The 17,085-nt window shown below is 35.6% G+C and carries 27 protein-coding genes; 5 read left to right on the forward strand and 22 right to left on the reverse strand.

Translation table 11 applies throughout. The features are described 5' to 3' along the window. Positions 1 to 4: 4 nt before the first annotated feature. From rpsH to rpsJ, 16 genes are all read right to left on the reverse strand, one after another. Entirely contained in the window at positions 5 to 403 is a 399-nt protein-coding gene (gene rpsH, locus M947_RS19150) for a 30S ribosomal protein S8 (RefSeq protein WP_021287731.1), read from the reverse strand. 144 nt (positions 404 to 547) lie between these two features. After that, positions 548 to 733, reverse strand: a complete 186-nt coding sequence (locus tag M947_RS19155; protein ID WP_021287732.1) for a type Z 30S ribosomal protein S14 — start codon at positions 731 to 733, stop codon at positions 548 to 550. Continuing rightward, on the reverse strand, positions 733 to 1,278 hold the full coding sequence (gene rplE / locus M947_RS19160) for a 50S ribosomal protein L5 (protein ID WP_021287733.1): 546 nt from the start codon (positions 1,276 to 1,278) through the stop codon (positions 733 to 735). Before rplE ends, M947_RS19155 begins: the two co-directional genes overlap by 1 nt. A 2-nt stretch (positions 1,279 to 1,280) precedes the next feature. After that, on the reverse strand, positions 1,281 to 1,511 hold the full coding sequence (rplX, locus tag M947_RS19165) for a 50S ribosomal protein L24 (protein WP_021287734.1): 231 nt from the start codon (positions 1,509 to 1,511) through the stop codon (positions 1,281 to 1,283). Beyond that, positions 1,511 to 1,879 carry a 50S ribosomal protein L14 gene (gene rplN / locus M947_RS19170; protein ID WP_021287735.1) on the reverse strand — a complete coding sequence of 123 codons (369 nt, stop codon included), beginning with the start codon at positions 1,877 to 1,879 and terminating at the stop codon, positions 1,511 to 1,513. The genes rplX and rplN overlap by 1 nt, the downstream gene beginning before the upstream one ends. Further along, on the reverse strand, positions 1,879 to 2,127 hold the full coding sequence (gene rpsQ / locus M947_RS19175; RefSeq protein WP_021287736.1) for a 30S ribosomal protein S17: 249 nt from the start codon (positions 2,125 to 2,127) through the stop codon (positions 1,879 to 1,881). Before rpsQ ends, rplN begins: the two co-directional genes overlap by 1 nt. A 10-nt stretch (positions 2,128 to 2,137) precedes the next feature. Then, complete coding sequence (gene rpmC / locus M947_RS19180; RefSeq protein WP_021287737.1) at positions 2,138 to 2,326, reverse strand: 50S ribosomal protein L29; 189 nt, start codon at positions 2,324 to 2,326, stop codon at positions 2,138 to 2,140. Continuing rightward, on the reverse strand, positions 2,313 to 2,738 hold the full coding sequence (gene rplP / locus M947_RS19185; protein WP_021287738.1) for a 50S ribosomal protein L16: 426 nt from the start codon (positions 2,736 to 2,738) through the stop codon (positions 2,313 to 2,315). Before rplP ends, rpmC begins: the two co-directional genes overlap by 14 nt. Before the next feature lie 2 nt (positions 2,739 to 2,740). After that, on the reverse strand, positions 2,741 to 3,448 hold the full coding sequence (gene rpsC, locus M947_RS19190; RefSeq protein WP_021287739.1) for a 30S ribosomal protein S3: 708 nt from the start codon (positions 3,446 to 3,448) through the stop codon (positions 2,741 to 2,743). Between the two features lies 1 nt (position 3,449). Further along, entirely contained in the window at positions 3,450 to 3,767 is a 318-nt protein-coding gene (gene rplV, locus M947_RS19195; RefSeq protein WP_021287740.1) for a 50S ribosomal protein L22, read from the reverse strand. A gap of 2 nt (positions 3,768 to 3,769) precedes the next feature. Further along, positions 3,770 to 4,045 (reverse strand): 30S ribosomal protein S19, encoded by a 276-nt coding sequence (gene rpsS / locus M947_RS19200; RefSeq protein ID WP_021287741.1) that lies wholly within the window; start codon positions 4,043 to 4,045, stop codon positions 3,770 to 3,772. A 2-nt stretch (positions 4,046 to 4,047) separates the two neighbouring features. Beyond that, entirely contained in the window at positions 4,048 to 4,893 is an 846-nt protein-coding gene (rplB, locus tag M947_RS19205) for a 50S ribosomal protein L2 (RefSeq protein ID WP_021287742.1), read from the reverse strand. A gap of 1 nt (position 4,894) precedes the next feature. Continuing rightward, the gene (locus tag M947_RS19210; protein ID WP_021287743.1) at positions 4,895 to 5,176 is read right to left on the reverse strand and encodes a 50S ribosomal protein L23; all 282 of its coding nucleotides are present in this window, start codon (positions 5,174 to 5,176) and stop codon (positions 4,895 to 4,897) included. Then, positions 5,176 to 5,790, reverse strand: coding sequence for a 50S ribosomal protein L4 (gene rplD, locus M947_RS19215; protein ID WP_021287744.1), 615 nt, complete (start codon positions 5,788 to 5,790; stop codon positions 5,176 to 5,178). The genes M947_RS19210 and rplD overlap by 1 nt, the downstream gene beginning before the upstream one ends. Beyond that, on the reverse strand, positions 5,790 to 6,380 hold the full coding sequence (gene rplC / locus M947_RS19220) for a 50S ribosomal protein L3 (protein WP_021287745.1): 591 nt from the start codon (positions 6,378 to 6,380) through the stop codon (positions 5,790 to 5,792). The genes rplD and rplC overlap by 1 nt, the downstream gene beginning before the upstream one ends. Positions 6,381 to 6,390: 10 nt before the next feature. After that, a complete protein-coding gene (rpsJ, locus tag M947_RS19225) occupies positions 6,391 to 6,702 on the reverse strand; it encodes a 30S ribosomal protein S10 (protein WP_021287746.1) in 312 nt (103 codons plus the stop codon). 156 nt (positions 6,703 to 6,858) lie between these two features. Between rpsJ and M947_RS19230 the strand changes: the two genes are divergently transcribed. Beyond that, a complete protein-coding gene (locus M947_RS19230; RefSeq protein ID WP_021287747.1) occupies positions 6,859 to 7,926 on the forward strand; it encodes an ATP-binding protein in 1,068 nt (355 codons plus the stop codon). Beyond that, positions 7,923 to 8,492 carry a ribonuclease HII gene (locus M947_RS19235; protein ID WP_021287748.1) on the forward strand — a complete coding sequence of 190 codons (570 nt, stop codon included), beginning with the start codon at positions 7,923 to 7,925 and terminating at the stop codon, positions 8,490 to 8,492. The genes M947_RS19230 and M947_RS19235 overlap by 4 nt, the downstream gene beginning before the upstream one ends. Before the next feature lie 14 nt (positions 8,493 to 8,506). Here M947_RS19235 and M947_RS19240 read toward each other — a convergent pair whose 3' ends face one another. Genes M947_RS19240 through M947_RS19255 form a run of 4 tightly spaced genes read right to left on the reverse strand, consistent with a single transcriptional unit; the run spans position 8,507 to position 10,962 of the window. Then, positions 8,507 to 9,058, reverse strand: coding sequence for a hypothetical protein (locus M947_RS19240; protein WP_021287749.1), 552 nt, complete (start codon positions 9,056 to 9,058; stop codon positions 8,507 to 8,509). After that, positions 9,059 to 10,276 (reverse strand): molybdopterin molybdotransferase MoeA, encoded by a 1,218-nt coding sequence (locus M947_RS19245; protein ID WP_021287750.1) that lies wholly within the window; start codon positions 10,274 to 10,276, stop codon positions 9,059 to 9,061. Continuing rightward, the gene (locus M947_RS19250) at positions 10,273 to 10,737 is read right to left on the reverse strand and encodes a molybdopterin synthase catalytic subunit (RefSeq protein WP_021287751.1); all 465 of its coding nucleotides are present in this window, start codon (positions 10,735 to 10,737) and stop codon (positions 10,273 to 10,275) included. Before M947_RS19250 ends, M947_RS19245 begins: the two co-directional genes overlap by 4 nt. A gap of 3 nt (positions 10,738 to 10,740) precedes the next feature. Then, the gene (locus tag M947_RS19255) at positions 10,741 to 10,962 is read right to left on the reverse strand and encodes a MoaD/ThiS family protein (protein WP_031348014.1); all 222 of its coding nucleotides are present in this window, start codon (positions 10,960 to 10,962) and stop codon (positions 10,741 to 10,743) included. A 126-nt stretch (positions 10,963 to 11,088) separates the two neighbouring features. Here M947_RS19255 and M947_RS19260 point away from each other — a divergent pair, with 126 nt between their 5' ends. The 3 genes from M947_RS19260 to M947_RS19270 are packed head-to-tail and all read left to right on the forward strand — an operon-like array spanning position 11,089 to position 14,768. Next, positions 11,089 to 11,736, forward strand: a complete 648-nt coding sequence (locus M947_RS19260) for an MqnA/MqnD/SBP family protein (protein WP_021287753.1) — start codon at positions 11,089 to 11,091, stop codon at positions 11,734 to 11,736. A 24-nt stretch (positions 11,737 to 11,760) separates the two neighbouring features. Next, a complete protein-coding gene (locus M947_RS19265) occupies positions 11,761 to 12,684 on the forward strand; it encodes a cytochrome-c peroxidase (protein ID WP_021287754.1) in 924 nt (307 codons plus the stop codon). Beyond that, positions 12,681 to 14,768, forward strand: a complete 2,088-nt coding sequence (locus tag M947_RS19270; RefSeq protein WP_021287755.1) for an EAL domain-containing protein — start codon at positions 12,681 to 12,683, stop codon at positions 14,766 to 14,768. The genes M947_RS19265 and M947_RS19270 overlap by 4 nt, the downstream gene beginning before the upstream one ends. A gap of 3 nt (positions 14,769 to 14,771) precedes the next feature. Here the strand turns inward: M947_RS19270 and M947_RS19275 are convergent, their stop codons facing one another. Further along, complete coding sequence (locus tag M947_RS19275) at positions 14,772 to 15,206, reverse strand: hypothetical protein (protein ID WP_021287756.1); 435 nt, start codon at positions 15,204 to 15,206, stop codon at positions 14,772 to 14,774. A gap of 299 nt (positions 15,207 to 15,505) precedes the next feature. Further along, positions 15,506 to 16,771: a malic enzyme-like NAD(P)-binding protein gene (locus M947_RS19280; RefSeq protein WP_021287757.1), complete on the reverse strand. Its 1,266-nt coding sequence runs from the start codon at positions 16,769 to 16,771 to the stop codon at positions 15,506 to 15,508. Positions 16,772 to 17,085 lie beyond the last annotated feature (314 nt).

Consider the following 17,085-nt stretch of genomic DNA (forward strand, 5'->3'; position numbering starts at 1 on the left):
CTCCTTACCAAACTGTACACATAACTTCGCCACCAATACCAAGCTCATAAGCTTTGTCATTTGGTAGAACGCCGTGTGATGTACTAACTATAATAGTTCCATAGCCATTCTTGAATCTTTTGATATCTTTATTACCTTTATAGACGCGTCTTCCAGGTTTAGATACTCTTTGAAGTTCATTGATTACAGTTTTACCCTCATCATTGTACTTTAGTACAACTTTGATAGTTTTTTTAACACCATCTTCAATAACATTACAACTCTCGATATAGCCCTTTTCAACTAAGATATTTGCTACAGCTTCAACACTTTTTGAGTGCACCAAAGTTGTAACTGGTAATCTTCTCATACCTGCATTACGAACACGCGTTAACGCATCTGACACTAAGTCATTTATTGCCATTTAATTTTCCTTGTTTGTTGCGAGTTTAAAATATAAAACTTTAAACTGCGAATGAATAGCAGTTTCTACATTGTAACCACCAACAACTGCACTAGTGCCGTTGTTGACTTAAAATAAGTGGACTTTTGCTCACTTATCTTAATATTACCATGAAGACTTTCTAACACCTGGGATCAATCCCTCATTTGCCATTTTTCTAAAACATACACGACAGATTCCAAAGTCTCGAAGTACAGAGTGTGGACGACCACAGATTTGACATCTTGTATATCCACGTACTTTAAACTTAGGCTCTCTTTTTGCTTTAGCTATCATTGACTTTTTAGCCATTAGTTACTCCCTTTAGTAAAAGGCATACCCATTTTCTCTAAAAGAGCAAAACCAGCCTTATCAGAATCAGCACTTGTTACAACTGTGATATTCATACCATGAACTTGCATGATTGAATCATAACTAATCTCTGGAAAAATAAGTTGCTCATTAAGACCAAAGTTATAGTTACCACGACCATCAAAGCCGTTTCTAGGAACACCACGGAAATCTTTCACACGAGGAAGTGCGATAGATACTAGGCGATCTAAGAAGTTATACATGCTCTCGCCACGAAGTGTTACACGAACACCAACTGGCATACCTTCACGAACTTTAAAACCAGCTACTGATTTTTTAGCTATAACTGTACTTGCTTTTTGACCAGCAATCCTAGTTATAGTATCTTCTATACTTTGAATAAGTTTGTTATCTTTCATTGCAAAGCCAGCACCAACAGAGATGATAATCTTCTCTATTTTAGGAGTTTGCATATAATTTTTAAGACCCAACTCTGATTGCAGATCAGCTCTTAGTGCTAAATATTTATCTTTTAAACGAGCCATCCTTATGCCTCCACTTTACGAACATTTGAAACATCTATAGGCATCTCTTTATTGATATGTCCGCCTTTAGTATTGTCTTCAGTTGGTTTGATTGCTTTTTTAGCTACTTTACAACCCTCTACAATTACCTTGTTTTTCTTAGGCATTACAGAGAGTACTTTAGCTTTAGTTCCGCGATCATCACCAGCGATAATCTCTACAGTATCGCCTTTTTTGAATTTAAATTTTGCCATTAAACAACCTCCGGTGCAAGAGATACGATCTTCATAAATCCCGCATAACGAACTTCACGACCAACAGGTCCAAAGATACGAGTACCTATTGGCTCTCTCTTGTCATCAAGTATAACAGCTGCATTATCATCAAAACGGATAAGAGAACCATTTTCACGGTGAACCTCTTTAGCAGTTCTAACAATAACAGCTTTTACAACTTTACCTTTTTTAACTTTAGCAGTTGGAGCCGCTTTTTTAACAGAAGCAACTATAACATCACCTACAGTCGCATAACGACGCTTTGAACCGCCAAGTACCTTAATACACATAATCTCTTTAGCACCTGTATTATCAGCTACGTTTAAACGAGTAAAACCTTGGATCATTACTCTGCTCCTTTTATAACCGATTTAAGTCTAAAAGATTTAGTTTTTGAAAGTGGGCGACACTCTACTGCAACAATCTCATCACCAACTTTTACTTCACTGCGCTCATCATGTACTAAGTACTTTTTGAAACGCTTTACAACTTTGTGGTAACGAGGATGCATTACACGACGTTCTACAACGACACTAATCGTTTTTTCGCCTGCAATAGTTACTACTTTACCTTGAATTTCACGCTTATGTGTCATATTCTGGCCCCTAGTTTGCCACTGCATTAATAGCAGTGTTGATTTTAGCAATATCTTTTTTAGCAACACGAAGTTCGCTAGTATTATTTAATTGCATCATCTTTTGTTTGATCTTAAGAGTAAAGAGTTCTGTCTTTTTCTCTTTAAGCATAGCGTTAAGCTCTGCTACATTTTTATCTGCTAAATCAATATATTTCATTGCTTAACTCCGCAGTAATTATTTTAGTCTTAAATGGTAATTTGTGCATTGCAAGAGTTAACGCTTCACGCGCGATATCATGCGGAACACCAGCCATTTCAAATATAATACGACCTGGTTTAATGTTCATAACCCATTGATCAACTGAACCTTTACCTTTACCCATACGAGTTTCAAGAGGTTTAGAAGTTAATGGTTTAGCAGGAAACACGCGGATCCAAATCTTACCATTTCTTTTAATATGACGAGTAGCTGAAATACGAGCTGCTTCAATCTGACGAGAGTTAATACGACCTGCTTCAACCGCCTTAAAAGCGATATCACCGAAAGCTAGAGTATAACCCGAACGAGCGTAACCACGGTTACGACCTTTCATTACCTTACGATATTTTGTTCTCTTTGGCATCAACATAATTATTCAGCCTTTTCTTTTCTTGGAGCGCGTTTTCTTGGACGCTCTTGTTTTTCTTCTTTAGCTTCTGCTGGGATACCTTTAGTAAGTACTTCACCTTTGAATATCCATACTTTAACACCAATACAACCATATTGAGTATGAGCTTCAGCAAAACCATAGTCGATTTTAGCACGAAGTGTATGAAGAGGAACACGTCCCTCTAGGTACCACTCAGTACGAGCCATTTCAGCTCCACCTAAACGACCACTAACAGAAATCTTAATACCTTTAGCACCTGAACGTTGTGCACTTTGCATAACTTTTTTCATAGCTCTTCTAAATGCAACACGACGCTCTAATTGAGTAGCAACATTCTCAGCAACTAGTTGTGCTGAAACTTGAGCTTTTTTCTCTTCTTTGATATTTACTGAAACTGATTTGCCAATAAGTTTCTCAAGAGATGTTTTAAGCTTCTCAATATCCGCACCTTTTTTACCAATAATGATACCAGGACGAGCGGCTACGATAGTTACACGAAGTCTTTTTATAGTTCTTTCTATAATGATGTTAGCAACACCTGCATAGTAAAGCTCTTTTTTCAAAAATGTACGAATCTTGTGATCTTCACCTAAAGCTGCTGGAGCAGTCTTAAAGTTAGGAAACCATCTGCTCTCCCAGTTGCGGTTGATACCAAGACGTAAACCTATAGGATTAACTTTTTGACCCATATTATTTACCCTCTACTTCTACTAAGATATGTGCAGTTGGCTTTCTGATTCCAGATGCCATACCACGCGCACGCGGTCTAAATCTTTTTAGGACTGGACCATTATCAACACGACATGATGTAATAGTACAATCCTCTGCTTCATTACCGCTGTTTGCAACTGCAGATGCAACAACTTTAGCGATGATTTTAGCTGCCTTATTTGGAGTAAACTCTAAAGATGCAAGTGCAAGCTCTGCATTCATCCCCTGAATTTCTCTTGCTATAAGACGAGATTTGATTGGTGAAACACGGATAAATTTTAATAATGCTCTAGCCATGATTACCCCTTCTTCTGAACAGAGCCTTTATGGCCCTTAAATGTACGAGTTGGTGCGAATTCACCAAGTTTATATCCAATGTGATTCTCTGTAACATATACAGGAACAAATTGTCTTCCGTTGTGAACATTTATTGTAAAACCAACCATTTCAGGAAGAACCATAGATCTTCTTGACCATGTTTTAATAGGTTTTTTACTGCCCTCAGCCTTAGCTGCTTGGACTTTTTTTACTAAATGGTCATCAACAAATGGACCTTTTTTAACTGAACGAGCCATTGTTAACCTTCCCTTCTTGCATTTGGTTTACGACTAGCAATTATAAGATTATCACTAGCTTTTTTACGACGAGTTTTAGCACCCTTCGTTGGTTTACCCCATGGAGTAACTGGATGACGACCTGAGTTCGTTTTACCTTCACCACCACCATGCGGGTGATCAATAGGGTTCATAGCAGAACCACGAGTTTGAGGACGAATTCCTAAATGTCTTTGACGACCAGCTTTTGCTATAACGATATTACCAAACTCTTCGTTACCAACTGAACCAATAGTAGCTAAACACTCACCTAATACTAAACGCATTTCAGATGAAGGCATACGAAGTGATACATACTTGCCATCACGACCCATAATTTGAGCAGATGTTCCAGCTGAGCGAACCATTTGTCCACCTTTACCAGTTTTTAGCTCTATATTGTGTATAGATGTACCAATTGGAATATTTTTAAGCTTCATTGCATTACCAGGTTTAACATCTAATCCACCTTCGGCAGAAGTTATAGTATCACCAACCTTTAAGCCTTTTGGTTGAAGAATATATCTCTTTTCACCATCAGCATAAGTAACAAGTGCAATACGACAGTTACGATATGGATCGTACTCTATAGCACTAACTGTAGCGCTAATACCAAACTTGTTTCTTTTAAAATCAATTATACGATATATTTTTTTAGCACCCGCTTGTCTGTGACGAGACGTGATGCGACCATTGTTATTACGACCTGAATGAGTAGGAAGCTTAACAAGTAGTGAACGAACACTTGCTTTAGCAGTAATATCACTGCTATCAACATTAGTGAAAAAACGACGAGATGGAGTTATTGGTCTGTAAGTTTTTATAGCCATCTTATACCGCCAAACTTTCTATTTGTGCACCCTCTGGTAACTTAACATAGAACTTTTTAAAGTCATTTTGTTTACCAGCAACACCACGGAAACGCTTAACTTTTCCGCTTTGATTCAGTGAGTTAATATTCGTTGGAATGATTCCAAAATACTCACGAAAAACTTCTTTAAGACCTGTTTTAGTCATGCGTGGAGATGTTGATACTACGATCACATTGTCTTCTTGCATAGCTAGAGTCTTTTCTGTATATAGTATAGATTTGATATCTGTAATGTCTGCCATTATTTAGCCCCACCTATCAGAGTTTCCCATACCGCTTTTTCGATCACTATTGAACGATAATTAGCAGCTAAATAAGCATTTAATTCATTAGCTTCAACAACATAAGTTTGGTGAAGATTTTCAAACGCCAAATAAGTTTTTTCATCTAATAAAGACTTTACAAAAAGAGCATCTCTTTGGTTAAGTGCTTTAAACATCTCATTTGCATCTTTAGTTTTACCAGATGCTACTTCAATGCTATCAACGATGAATAGACTACCATTATTTGCATGCTCAGCTAGAGCAAAGTTAAGAGCAAGCTTCTTTTGCTTTTTATTAACTTTAAGGTCATAGTTACGATTGTTACTAGAACCAAATGCCTTACCACCGCCCACAAATATAGGAGAACGACGAGAACCCGCACGAGCGCGTCCGCCACCCTTTTGGGCCCATGGCTTTTTACCACCACCTCTAACTTCGCTTCTACCTTTTGTAGTAGCGCTGTTTGCACGCTGTGCAGCTTGAGCTGACTTTACATACAGATATAAGTTATGAGGGTTAATACCAGAGAAACTCTCTGGAAGTGCTAACTCAGATGCTTTTTGCATTTTATCATTTAAAACGATTGCGCTCATTATTTAGCTACCTTTACACGACCTAAAGAACCATTTGCTCCTGGAACTGAGCCAATTACCGCAATGATATTGTTCTCAGCGTCATAAGAAATGATCTCATTTTTAACACTATTTTGTGTGTTTCCGTATTGTCCAGGCATTTTTTTGCCCTTCATAACGCGACCTGGCCACTCTGCATTACCGATTGAACCTGTTCTACGACCAAATCTATGACCGTGAGATGCAGGACCACCAGAAAAATTCCAACGCTTCATTGCTCCAGAGAAACCGCGACCTTTAGTAGTGAAAGTAGATTTTAAAACTTTAGCCTCCGCTAAAGGTGTTAAATCTAACTCACCAGCTTCAGTATTTGCTACTTCTAAAGTAACAAAACGGTTAAACTCAGATGAAAGGTTGTATTTCTTTTGCTGACCTTCTATTGCTTTATTCATTTTTTTACCGCTGTTGTAAGCTACAATAGCAGTTGCTACATTTCCGTCTTTTGCATTAACTTCACATACCTTAGAATCAAGAACTCTTAAAAGAGTAACTGGTTTACTTGGTACTGTGATTGTTCGGCTCATGCCGACTTTTTCAACAATATATTCCATAACCTACTCCTTACTTATCCATAGAGCGTACTTCTACGTCTACCTCTGGTGCAAGATCAAGCTTCATAAGAGAATCAACTGTCTCAGGTGTAGCTGAAACTATGTCAATAACTCTAGCGTGCATACGAATCTCAAATTGCTCACGAGCCTTTTTGTTAACGTGAACCGATTTAAGAACCGTATATTTGCGAATCTTTGTAGGTAAAGGGATTGGACCACGAATTGCAGCACCTGTACGCTTTACAGCCTCAACTATTGATGCTACTGATCTATCAAGTACACGATGATCGTAAGCTTTCAATTTTAAACGAATTTTTTCCATGTTTTTCCTTCTAAAGAACTCGTCAGGTCCTGCCTGACTATATTAAGGGAGCGGAATTGTACCCAAATGAGTTTGGATATTCAAGAGTTTTAGCATAAAAATCTAATATTTAGTAAAATTTACTTCCTTTAAGAAAGGAAATGATAAAATTTCTTTATGGATATACTACTTCAAGAATTATACAAAATTGATATTAGCTCAGACAAATTTCACTCAAGAAAAGTTCACTTAGATAACAAGAGTTATCAGATAAATGGTATCACACAAAGTGGAAAGACAAAACTTGTAAAAAACTTTCTTTTAAGTCTTAAAAAAACAAGCTATCTATATATAGACTGCTCCGACATCAGAATAGTCATAGATGAACTAAACAACTCACTTGCAAAGTTTTGTAACCTCAACAAGATAAATACTCTAGTCTTAGATAACTACACAAGTGCCATCAAGATACCAAATGTACCTCAGCTTATTATCTGTTCACAAGTACATCATGATATTACATATTTAGAGAGTGTTTGGCTCTATCCACTTGACTATGAGGAGTTTTTGGCTTTTGAGTATAAGTATGACTCAACCGCACTTAACCACTTTATTCAACTAGGTGGGTTTGCATCTATGCACAAAATTTTAAGTGATGAGAGAAATATCTATATACAAAAGACCCTACAATACGCGCTAGATAATGTTGAGTTTGACATCTTAGTTTTGTGTGCAAAGATGATGGCTCAAAAACTCTCACCATTTTCTATCTATGAGAGACTCAAACAAAGCAGAAAAATATCTAAAGACAAACTATATATATCTTTTGACTCACTTGTTGAAAAAAGATATATTCATCTTCTAGCTAAAAATGAACATCCAAAGGCTACTAAGAAGATCTATCTTTGCGATATCTCTTTAAAGTCAGCTCTCTCATTAGATAAAAACTTCTCAAGACTCTTTGAAAATATGGTCTATTTAGAGCTTTTAAAGTCTGGTATAACTTGTTTTTACGATGATGGTGTTGATTTTTATATCCCCTCAAGAGATGAGATAATTTTATGCAAGCCCTTTGGAGATGAGAGAAGTTTGTTTAAAAAAATGCAACTACTTGAATCTTTTATCTTTAGTTATAAGATAAAAAAAGTAACAACCATCACAATGAACACTGAGGGAAGCTTAAGTCATCCTCTCTCAAAGGTTGAGATGCTACCATTTGATATTTGGGCACTAGGAGATTTATGAGTAATATAAAGGATTGTAGAGTGTTATGTGGGATCGATGAGGCAGGACGTGGACCTCTTGCTGGAGACTTAGTTATAGCTGGATGTGTTTTAAACTCGCCTGTAGAGGGATTAAATGATTCTAAAAAACTTAGTGCGAAAAAAAGAGAGTTTTTGTTTGAAGAGATTGTAAAAAACTCAAACTTTCATATAGTAAAAATTTCACCTAAGAGCATAGATGCTGATGGTTTATCTCTTTGCATCAAACGAGGACTTCTAGAGATTGTAAAAAATATGCCAGATTGTGAGTATCTCTTTGATGGAAACTCTAACTTTGGAGTAAGTCAAATTGAGACTATGATAAAGGCTGATGGTAAGGTAGTCGAGGTTAGTGCAGCATCTATTTTAGCGAAAGTAACTCATGATAGGGATATTTTGCGTGAAGCTAAAAAATATCCAGAGTATCAGTTTGAAAAACATAAAGGCTACGGTACAGCTCTGCATGTTGAGATGATTAAAAAGTATGGGTATTGCAAGATCCATAGAAGAAGTTATAAACTAAAAGCACTTGAGGCAAGATTGTTTTAAAAAAGTCTTATTATCTAGTTTGTAGCCGTCGCGTTTAGTGCAAGTATTGCCATATTTTGCATATGTGTTGTGATATCTTTTTTTGCATCAACTGCTTTTTTTAACTCTTGTATAAAATACTCTTTAGTTTGTTCATCTGCTAGGTTAAATACATATAAGACCCACTCAGTATTTAACTGTATATCCTCTTGTTCTTTTGTTACTTCGAAAACTCTGTAGAGATTTATGTCGGTTTCTTTTAAAAGCCCTAGCACTTCTGTGTAAAAAGGTGTAACATCATAGTTTAAAAGAGATTGTAGCTCTTTTTTTGAGATAGTTGCATCTGTATCAAAAACGCCATCTTTACCAACTATAAGAGCATCTCCCACAATAAGCTGTTCACCTAAAAAAAATGCTTTTTTGCATTTTGATATTGCATTGGCATCTGCGTGTATTGTATGCTTGTTTAGAGTTAGAAGTTCATCCGTTAATATAGAGTCAAAAAAACTATAAACAGTATCTGCCTGCATAATAATGTCTATAGATTTTATCTCTTTTGTGTTTGAATCAATAGTATAAGCTTTCATTTAAAAATTCTCCAATAAGATCACATTTACAAAAGTACCCTCTTCTAAGTCACCATCTTCTTCGCTAGTTACCATCAAAGCACTGCCGTGTAAAAGGTTAGTTAAAATAGCTGAGCTTCCAACTTTTTTGCCCTCAAAGTCAACTAAAAATTCTCCATTTTCTACACTTACATTACAAGCACTAAACTCACTAAGATGGCTTCTTTTTTTAAAGCTCTCTTTTAATTTTGCTTCTACTTTTTTGTAAGGTTTATCGCGTCCTAACATCTTAGCAACTAAAGGAAGTCCATAAAGCACTGCAGTAACAGTTGAAGAGTAGGCAAATCCTGGCAAGGCTAAGATAAACTTACCATTTTTTTGAGCCACCATAACATGACGACCCGGTTTTATAGCCACTCCTTTAAAAACAACCTCAGCACCAAGGCGGGGAACTATATCTTTTACAAAGTCATAATCTCCAACGCTCACACCACCAGTACTTATAACGATATCAGCAGACGCAAGGGCATTTTGAAACATCTTCATGATGGAGTCTTTATCATCAGGTGCAGTTCCCAGCTGCAAAGACTCTGCTCCAGCTTGAGTAAACATGGCACAAAGTGTATAGTTGTTTGAGCTTCTTATCTGAGCTGGATTATCGCTTTGTTCTCCAAGATCTAAAATCTCGCTACCAGTAGAGATGACTGCTACTCTAGGTTTTATAGCAACTCTGACCATAACTCGATTTAGTCCAGCCATTACGCCAATCTCAGCAAAGCCTATCTTGGTTCCCTTTTTTATAAGTACATCACCCACCTTATAACTCTCACCAATGGGGCGAACTGATGAGCCAAAAGGAACTCTCTCATCTATAAATATCTCATCGCTGTTCTGACTTACACTTACATTTTCTATCTGAATCAGAGTATCACTTCCCTCTGGCATCATTGAGCCTGTAAAGGTTTTGATACACTCACCAGTTTCTACAACTCTTTTCTCATCACTCCCTGCTGGGTTATCTCCGAGAATCTTTATGCTATCTTTGTCTAAGTCTGCATATTTTATAGCGTATCCATCCATAGATGCTGTTGGGAACTGAGGATCATTAGCTTGTGCCACTATATCCTCAGCCAAAACTCTTCCCAAAGAAGCACTAAGCACTACCTTTTCTTTTTTTATATTTCCAGTATCTAGCAAATCTAGCATATTTAAACTTGTCTCAAAAGATAGTAGCTTCATCTTTTATCTTCCTTACTTCTCTCATCACTAAGTAGTCCACTTCCCTTTATGGCTGTTGATCTCTCTTTGGCGTAAATTCTCTCACCACCCCTTAGATCATACTTCCAAATAGGAGCAGAGGCTTTAAAATCTTCTACAAATTCATCTATAAACTCTAAGGCTACTCGTCTCTTTGGAGAAAATACTGCTGCAATATATGAGGACTCATGAAGCATTACATCCCCCCTTGAGTGTGCCATCTTTATGATGGCATCTTTTGCTTTTGCCTTTTTTTGCCACTCATCAAACCACTTATTTAGTATGGGTTCATATATGTCAAAACTAAGTCCATCTATCTCATCTTCGCTTCTTACAGTTCCCACAAAAGATATAAAAGCACCATAATTACTATGAGCTTCTTCTTCATACCAACCTTTTAAAATAGATGCAACGCTAAGCGAGCCATCATAAAGCTCTAGCATCTATCAACCTCCACAAACTGGAGGTAAAAGTGAAACCTTATCTCCGCTTTTAAGTGCAAAATCTCTGCTATTTACAAGAGTATCATTGACTGCAACTGCTGAGTTTTCTAACCACTCTTGCATCTCTTTATCATCTTTTAAAATAACAGCTAACTCATTTAAATTAGCTATATTTAACTCCATAGCCTCCCTTTGTATAGGGCCTAAAAATTCGACTCTTACCATTTTGTGGACTCCAAAACTTTAGTTTAAGAAGGATTATACCCAAAATATGCAAACCCCACATTTGTATAAGTTAAGTGCTGTATAATTTCGCTAAAACTTTGATAATAAAGAGCAAAGGAGTCTATTTTGGTTTTTGGAAAGATTGAATATTTGAATCTACTTCCCTTTCATATCTTTATGAAACGCTACACAAAAAGCTCTCAACAAAGCATGAGTATGCACTATAAAAGGGGCGTTCCTGCAAAAATCAACAAAGAGTTTTTAACTCGAAGAGTTGACGCTGCTTTTATCTCTAGTATCAAAGCAAAAAAACACAAACATGTAAACCTTGGTATCATCGCAAGAAAAGAGGTACTAAGTGTCTTAATTGTTCCAAATGTAGCAAATGAGAGCGATGCTGAGTCTGCAACTTCAAATGTTTTAGCAAATGTTTTAAACATGCGAGGCAAAGTTCTTATAGGCGATAAAGCCTTAAAGTACTACTTAGAGGGCAAGAGTCACATAGATTTGGCGCAAGAGTGGAACAAGAGACACAACCTCCCGTTTGTTTTTGCACTTTTGTGCTATCATAAAGATAAAAAACTCTACAAAAACATAGAAAAAAACTTCTCAAAAAAAAGATTTAAAATCCCACAATATCTTCTAAATGAGGCATCACAAAGAACACAGATTTCAAAAGAAGATATAACAATGTACCTTACTTACATCTCTTACAAGCTAGACTACAAGGCTAAAAAAGGCTTAAAACTTTTTTACAAGAAAAGTTCTCTCTAAAGCAAATAATGATACAATTTTGTCATGAAAAAGATATTTTTATTATACCTTGTTATACTCAATCTCTATGCTACAGAGCCTATTTCTCCGATACCTTTAAATATTAAAATAGATCATTCAAAGGCAAATTTAGGCAAAAAACTATTTTTTGATACAACTCTTTCAAGAGACAACTCCACTTCTTGTTTTAGCTGTCATAATATCTATGAAGGCGGTGCAGATGCAAACATTGTCTCTATCGGCGTTGAAGATAAAAAAGGTAACATTCAATCCCCAACAGTTTTAAACTCCAGATATAATTTTAGACAATTTTGGAATGGTAGAGCAAGAGATTTAGGCGAGCAGATACACGGTCCTATAAAAAACCCTGTAGAGCATGATATGGATGCAAAGACTATAGAAGTGCGTATAAATGAGATGGCTGAATATAGAGAGATGTTTAGTGAAGTTTATGGTGGTGTATCTATTACTTACGAGCAAGTCATGGATGCTATAGTAGAGTTTGAAAAAGCTCTAGTTACTCCAAATGCGAAGTTTGACAAGTTTTTAAGAGGCGAGATAGAGCTAAGTAAAAGTGAAAAAGATGGTTATGTACTTTTTAAAAAAAATGGCTGTATAACTTGCCATAATGGCATAAACATTGGAGGAAATTCTTTTCAAAAAATGGGTACATTTATAGAGTATCACGAGGATAGTGACTACCCTGATAGAAGTAAAATAACTGAAAATCCAGACCATAAAAATGTCTTTAAAGTTCCAACTCTAAGAAACATAAACAAAACTGCTCCTTACTTTCATGATGGAAGTGCAAAAACACTAAAAGAAGCACTTGAAGTCATGTCAAAACACAATCTGGGCATTATTTTAAAAGAACATGAAATAGAAGACATAATAGCTTTTTTAAAAACGCTTGATGGCGAATTACCTGAGATACTGGATATAAAATGAGACTAAAAAAGCTAATATTTTTAGTTATAGGCTTAGGAGTTCTCTCCTCTGTTGCCATCATATATTTTTATATCATACAAAAAGATTTTACAAAACAGCATAGAGAATTTCTTCTTAGCCTCAATGCCTTTAAGAGTGCTCACATCGACCTAGAACATCAGATACTCCAAAGCTCCATATACTATTACCATAACCAAGATGAGATGGCAAAAAATATAGACTCGCTTGAGGGTGAATATAAAACTCTTCTAGAGTCTCAAATCTTAAAAGATGAAACATACATAGAAGTCAAAACAGAGCTTAAAAAACTTCAAAAAGGTTTGAAACAACATATAAGAAACACTCAAAACTACCTAATGCTAAATGCTAGTATAAAAAACTCACTTGTTTTTTTGAGCCGTTTTATAGAAGAGGCAAACTTTTTACAAGAAGAAGATACCGAACTCTTTAAAAACTCGTGGCAAATCCTAAAAAACTTTAACGATGCAAAACTTATGCAAGATATAGACTTCATCAATCACGACAATTTTTTACTAAGTTCAAACTCAAAAGATAAAGAGACACAAGACTTTATCGCTAGCTTCAATATGCACTCAAACTTTCTTATAAAAAATTATCCACCCTATATACAAGCAATCAAGAGCATTTTAGGTGATAATACAAGAAATAACCTAGAAGAGATAAAACAAAAGTTCTCACACATTGCCATGGGTGACTTTAAGGCACTAGATATCTTTGCATCTATCCTCTTTAGTGTCTTTCTTATCTCTTTGTTTTTTATAATCGTGCTTTTTTTAAAGTACCTAAGAGAGAACAAAAAACTTCAAAAAACGACTACTTCACTAGAGTATTCTCTAACTCACGACCAGTTAACTGGTTTAAGAAGTAGAGCTGCTTTTCAGATTAAGCTACAAGAGACTGTAAAACCCCATCTACTCCTAGCAAATGTTGACTGCTTTAGATGTATCAATGATATCTATGGGAACGATGTAGGTAATCTTGTCCTTCAAGAACTAGCCAACATTATAAAAGCTCAATTTAATGACACAAAAAATGCCTCTATCTATCGTTTGGGGGGAGATGAATTTGGAATACTCTTTGATGATATAAGAAGCGAGGATGCTTTTGAAGTTGCTATGAAATTGGAAAAAAAGATCTCTGATTATAATTTTTTAGTACATGATCTCTCCTTGCATCTAAGAGTTAGTGTCGCTAGTAACTCTATAGCACCCATATTAGAAAATGCAGATTTAGCCCTAAAAGAGCTCAAACAAGACTACACAACTAGAGTTTTAGAGTATCGCGATGAGCTAAATCTAAAAACTAATGTAGAAGAAAATATGAACATAATTGAGCATATAAAAGTAGCTATAAAAAATGACAATATCATCCCATACTTTCAACCCATCATAAATCTAAAAACAAAAAAAATAGAGAAGTATGAAGCTCTTGTTAGGTTAAAATTGACTGATGGCACGATTTTAGAGCCTTTTAAATTTTTGGATATCTCTAAAAAGAGCTCTTACTATCAACATATTACAAAATCCATGATAGAAAAAACACTTGAGATGGCAAAAGAGTTCCCTAAGTATAGATTTTCCATAAACTTTTCAATGATTGATATCTTGGATGTAAAAATTATAGAGATGCTTTGTGAGATTTTAAAAGCAAACCCTAAAGTAGCCAATAGACTTGATATCGAACTACTAGAATCAGAAAATCTGCAAAATATAGAAGCAGTTCAAGACTTTATTAGTAGTATCCAAAAGTACGGTTCAAAAGTACTTTTGGATGATTTTGGTACAGGATACTCTAACTTTTCATACTTCTCCGATCTTGATATTGATCTCATAAAGATAGATGGCTCTATAGTCCGAGAGATAGAGAGCGATAAGAGAAAACTTCATATGTTAAAGAGTATTCATAGCTTCTCAAATGGGATGAATATGAAAAATGTAGCTGAGTTTGTTGAGAGCAAAGAGGTAGCAGATCTACTACATCAAGTAGGAGTAGAGTATGCTCAAGGATACTACTTTAGCAGGCCTCTTGAACGTCCACTAGATAGTGATGAAATCAATAAATAGCAACTACTTCTCCTCTAAAGAAATATATAGATTGTTCTCTTCGAAATCTATCCTTTTAGAAAGAACACTGACTATATTACTAAAAATATCAAAAAATCTCTTATCTAGTTGTGCATCTTCTTGTGTATACTCTCTTAAAAAATCCAATAATGAAGACTTTGTATCTCTAAAAGTATCTCTAAACTCTCTAATCTTTTCTTCTGTATTTTCTTCTAAATCTTTATCTTCTCTAAGCAGTTTAAACAACTCTATGTCTTCTAGCATCAGATGCTCTAGGGCTAATTTTCGTAAAGTAATAAGCTCTTTTCGTACACTATCTTTATCATCTAAAGAGTAAGCAGCAATAATTTTATGTGCAGAGATAACCATTTCTTCATGTTCAGACTTCCATTTTTTAACAAGTTTTTGATTTTTTGAAGAAAAGAATGAAAAAAACATAAACAACCCTAATGCTGAAATTAAGTTTAGATTTATTATTCAGCCTGATAACATTATATCATATTTTATTTTAAAAAAATCTGGTTTTATGTGAAGGAGCTACTTTGGCAAACTTTTATAAATGACAAAATAGTTATCTAATTAAACCCTCCGATTAATTTATAAACTAGATTCCGTATCAAGCACGGAATGACGGAACACAAGTCATTCTAAACTCTAAAGAAATATTTTTGCATAGTAAAAAGCGATTCTCTTATTTTGATTCAGGATCAAATTTGATAATTGTTTATAGCACCCAATTATTTTAATATTTCAGATAACTCTTTTTTGTAAGCTTCTATATCAAAGTTTTTTATCTGCGATGAACCGCTATCTATTGCCGCCTGTGCTACAGCACTAGATATTTCAACTATAAGTCTTTTGTCAAATGGTTTAGGGATGATATAGTCTCTACCAAACTTTATATCTTTACCATAAAGTTCACAAATCTCTTTTGGAACTTTTTTGCGTGCTAACTCTGCTAGTGCATGTGCAGCTGCTAGTTTCATCTCATTGTTTATCTTTTTTGCTCTTACATCCATAGCCCCTCTAAAGATAAAAGGAAAACCTAAAACATTGTTCACTTGGTTATCAAAATCACTTCTTCCAGTTGCGACTATTGCATCTTCTCTAGCTTCAAGTATCTCTTGTGGAAAGATTTCAGGCGTAGGGTTTGCAAGTGTAAAAATTATAGGCTCTGGAGCCATTGACATAACATCTTCTATGCTAAATGTTCCAGGTCTTGAGAGTCCTACTACAACATCAGCGCAAGCAAAAATCTCTGCATGAGTCATATACCCGCTTGCACAAAACTCTCTTTTGTAGTCATTTAAATCACTTCTTCCGTTGTGAATGACACCCTTAGAGTCAAGCATATAAATCTCTCTTACGCCAAGGAGTCTATATAGTCTCGCACAAGAGATGGCAGCTGCACCTGCACCAACTACAACTATCTTTAAATCCTCTATCTTCCTACGAGTTACTTCACAGGCATTGATAATGCCAGCTGATGAGATAACTGCAGTTCCATGTTGGTCATCATGCATAACGGGGATATCTAACTCTTCCACAAGGCGTCTCTCTATCTCAAAACACTCTGGGGCCTTTATATCTTCTAAATTTATACCGCCAAAAGTAGGAGATATAGCCATCACAACTGAGCAAAATCTATCTACACTCTGGGTATCTACTTCTATATCAAAACAATCAAGTCCAGAAAAGCTCTTAAATAAAACACATTTACCTTCCATAACAGGTTTAGATGCCAAAGCTTCGATATTTCCAAGTCCTAAAACAGCAGTTCCATTTGTGATAACCCCAACAAGATTTCCTTTTGAAGTGTATCTATAAGCATCTTGTGGATTTTTCTCAATCTCAAGGCAAGGAATAGCCACACCCGGAGTATATGCTAGTGAGAGATCTTTTTGATTGAGGATAGATTTTGTAGATTCAACTGATAACTTTCCAGGCTTTGGAAACTCGTGATAATCAAGCGCTTCTTGATCTTTAGCAGATATTTTAGGCATAAAAATATTCCTTAATTTTATTTTGCAAGATTATAACTTTATATAAATTTACTTATACTTATTTTTGGGTTTTACTGGAGTTTTGTGAGTTCCTAAATCAAAACAAGAGAATCGCTTTTTGCTATGCAAAAATGTTTCTTTAGAGTTCAGAATGAAGGTTTTTGTGCTCAACAGGATGATTGTTTTTGTTTAGAATGATACCCTACCTATCGTCATTCCGTGCTACAACACGGAATCTCATGAGATCCTGAATCAAGTTCAGGATGACGGTTTGGTTGAGGAGGATAGTTTGGTTCAAGATGACGGCTTTTCAT

Origin of the sequence: Sulfurimonas hongkongensis (assembly GCF_000445475.1) — a bacterium.
Taxonomy (GTDB): Bacteria; Campylobacterota; Campylobacteria; order Campylobacterales; family Sulfurimonadaceae; genus Sulfurimonas; species Sulfurimonas hongkongensis.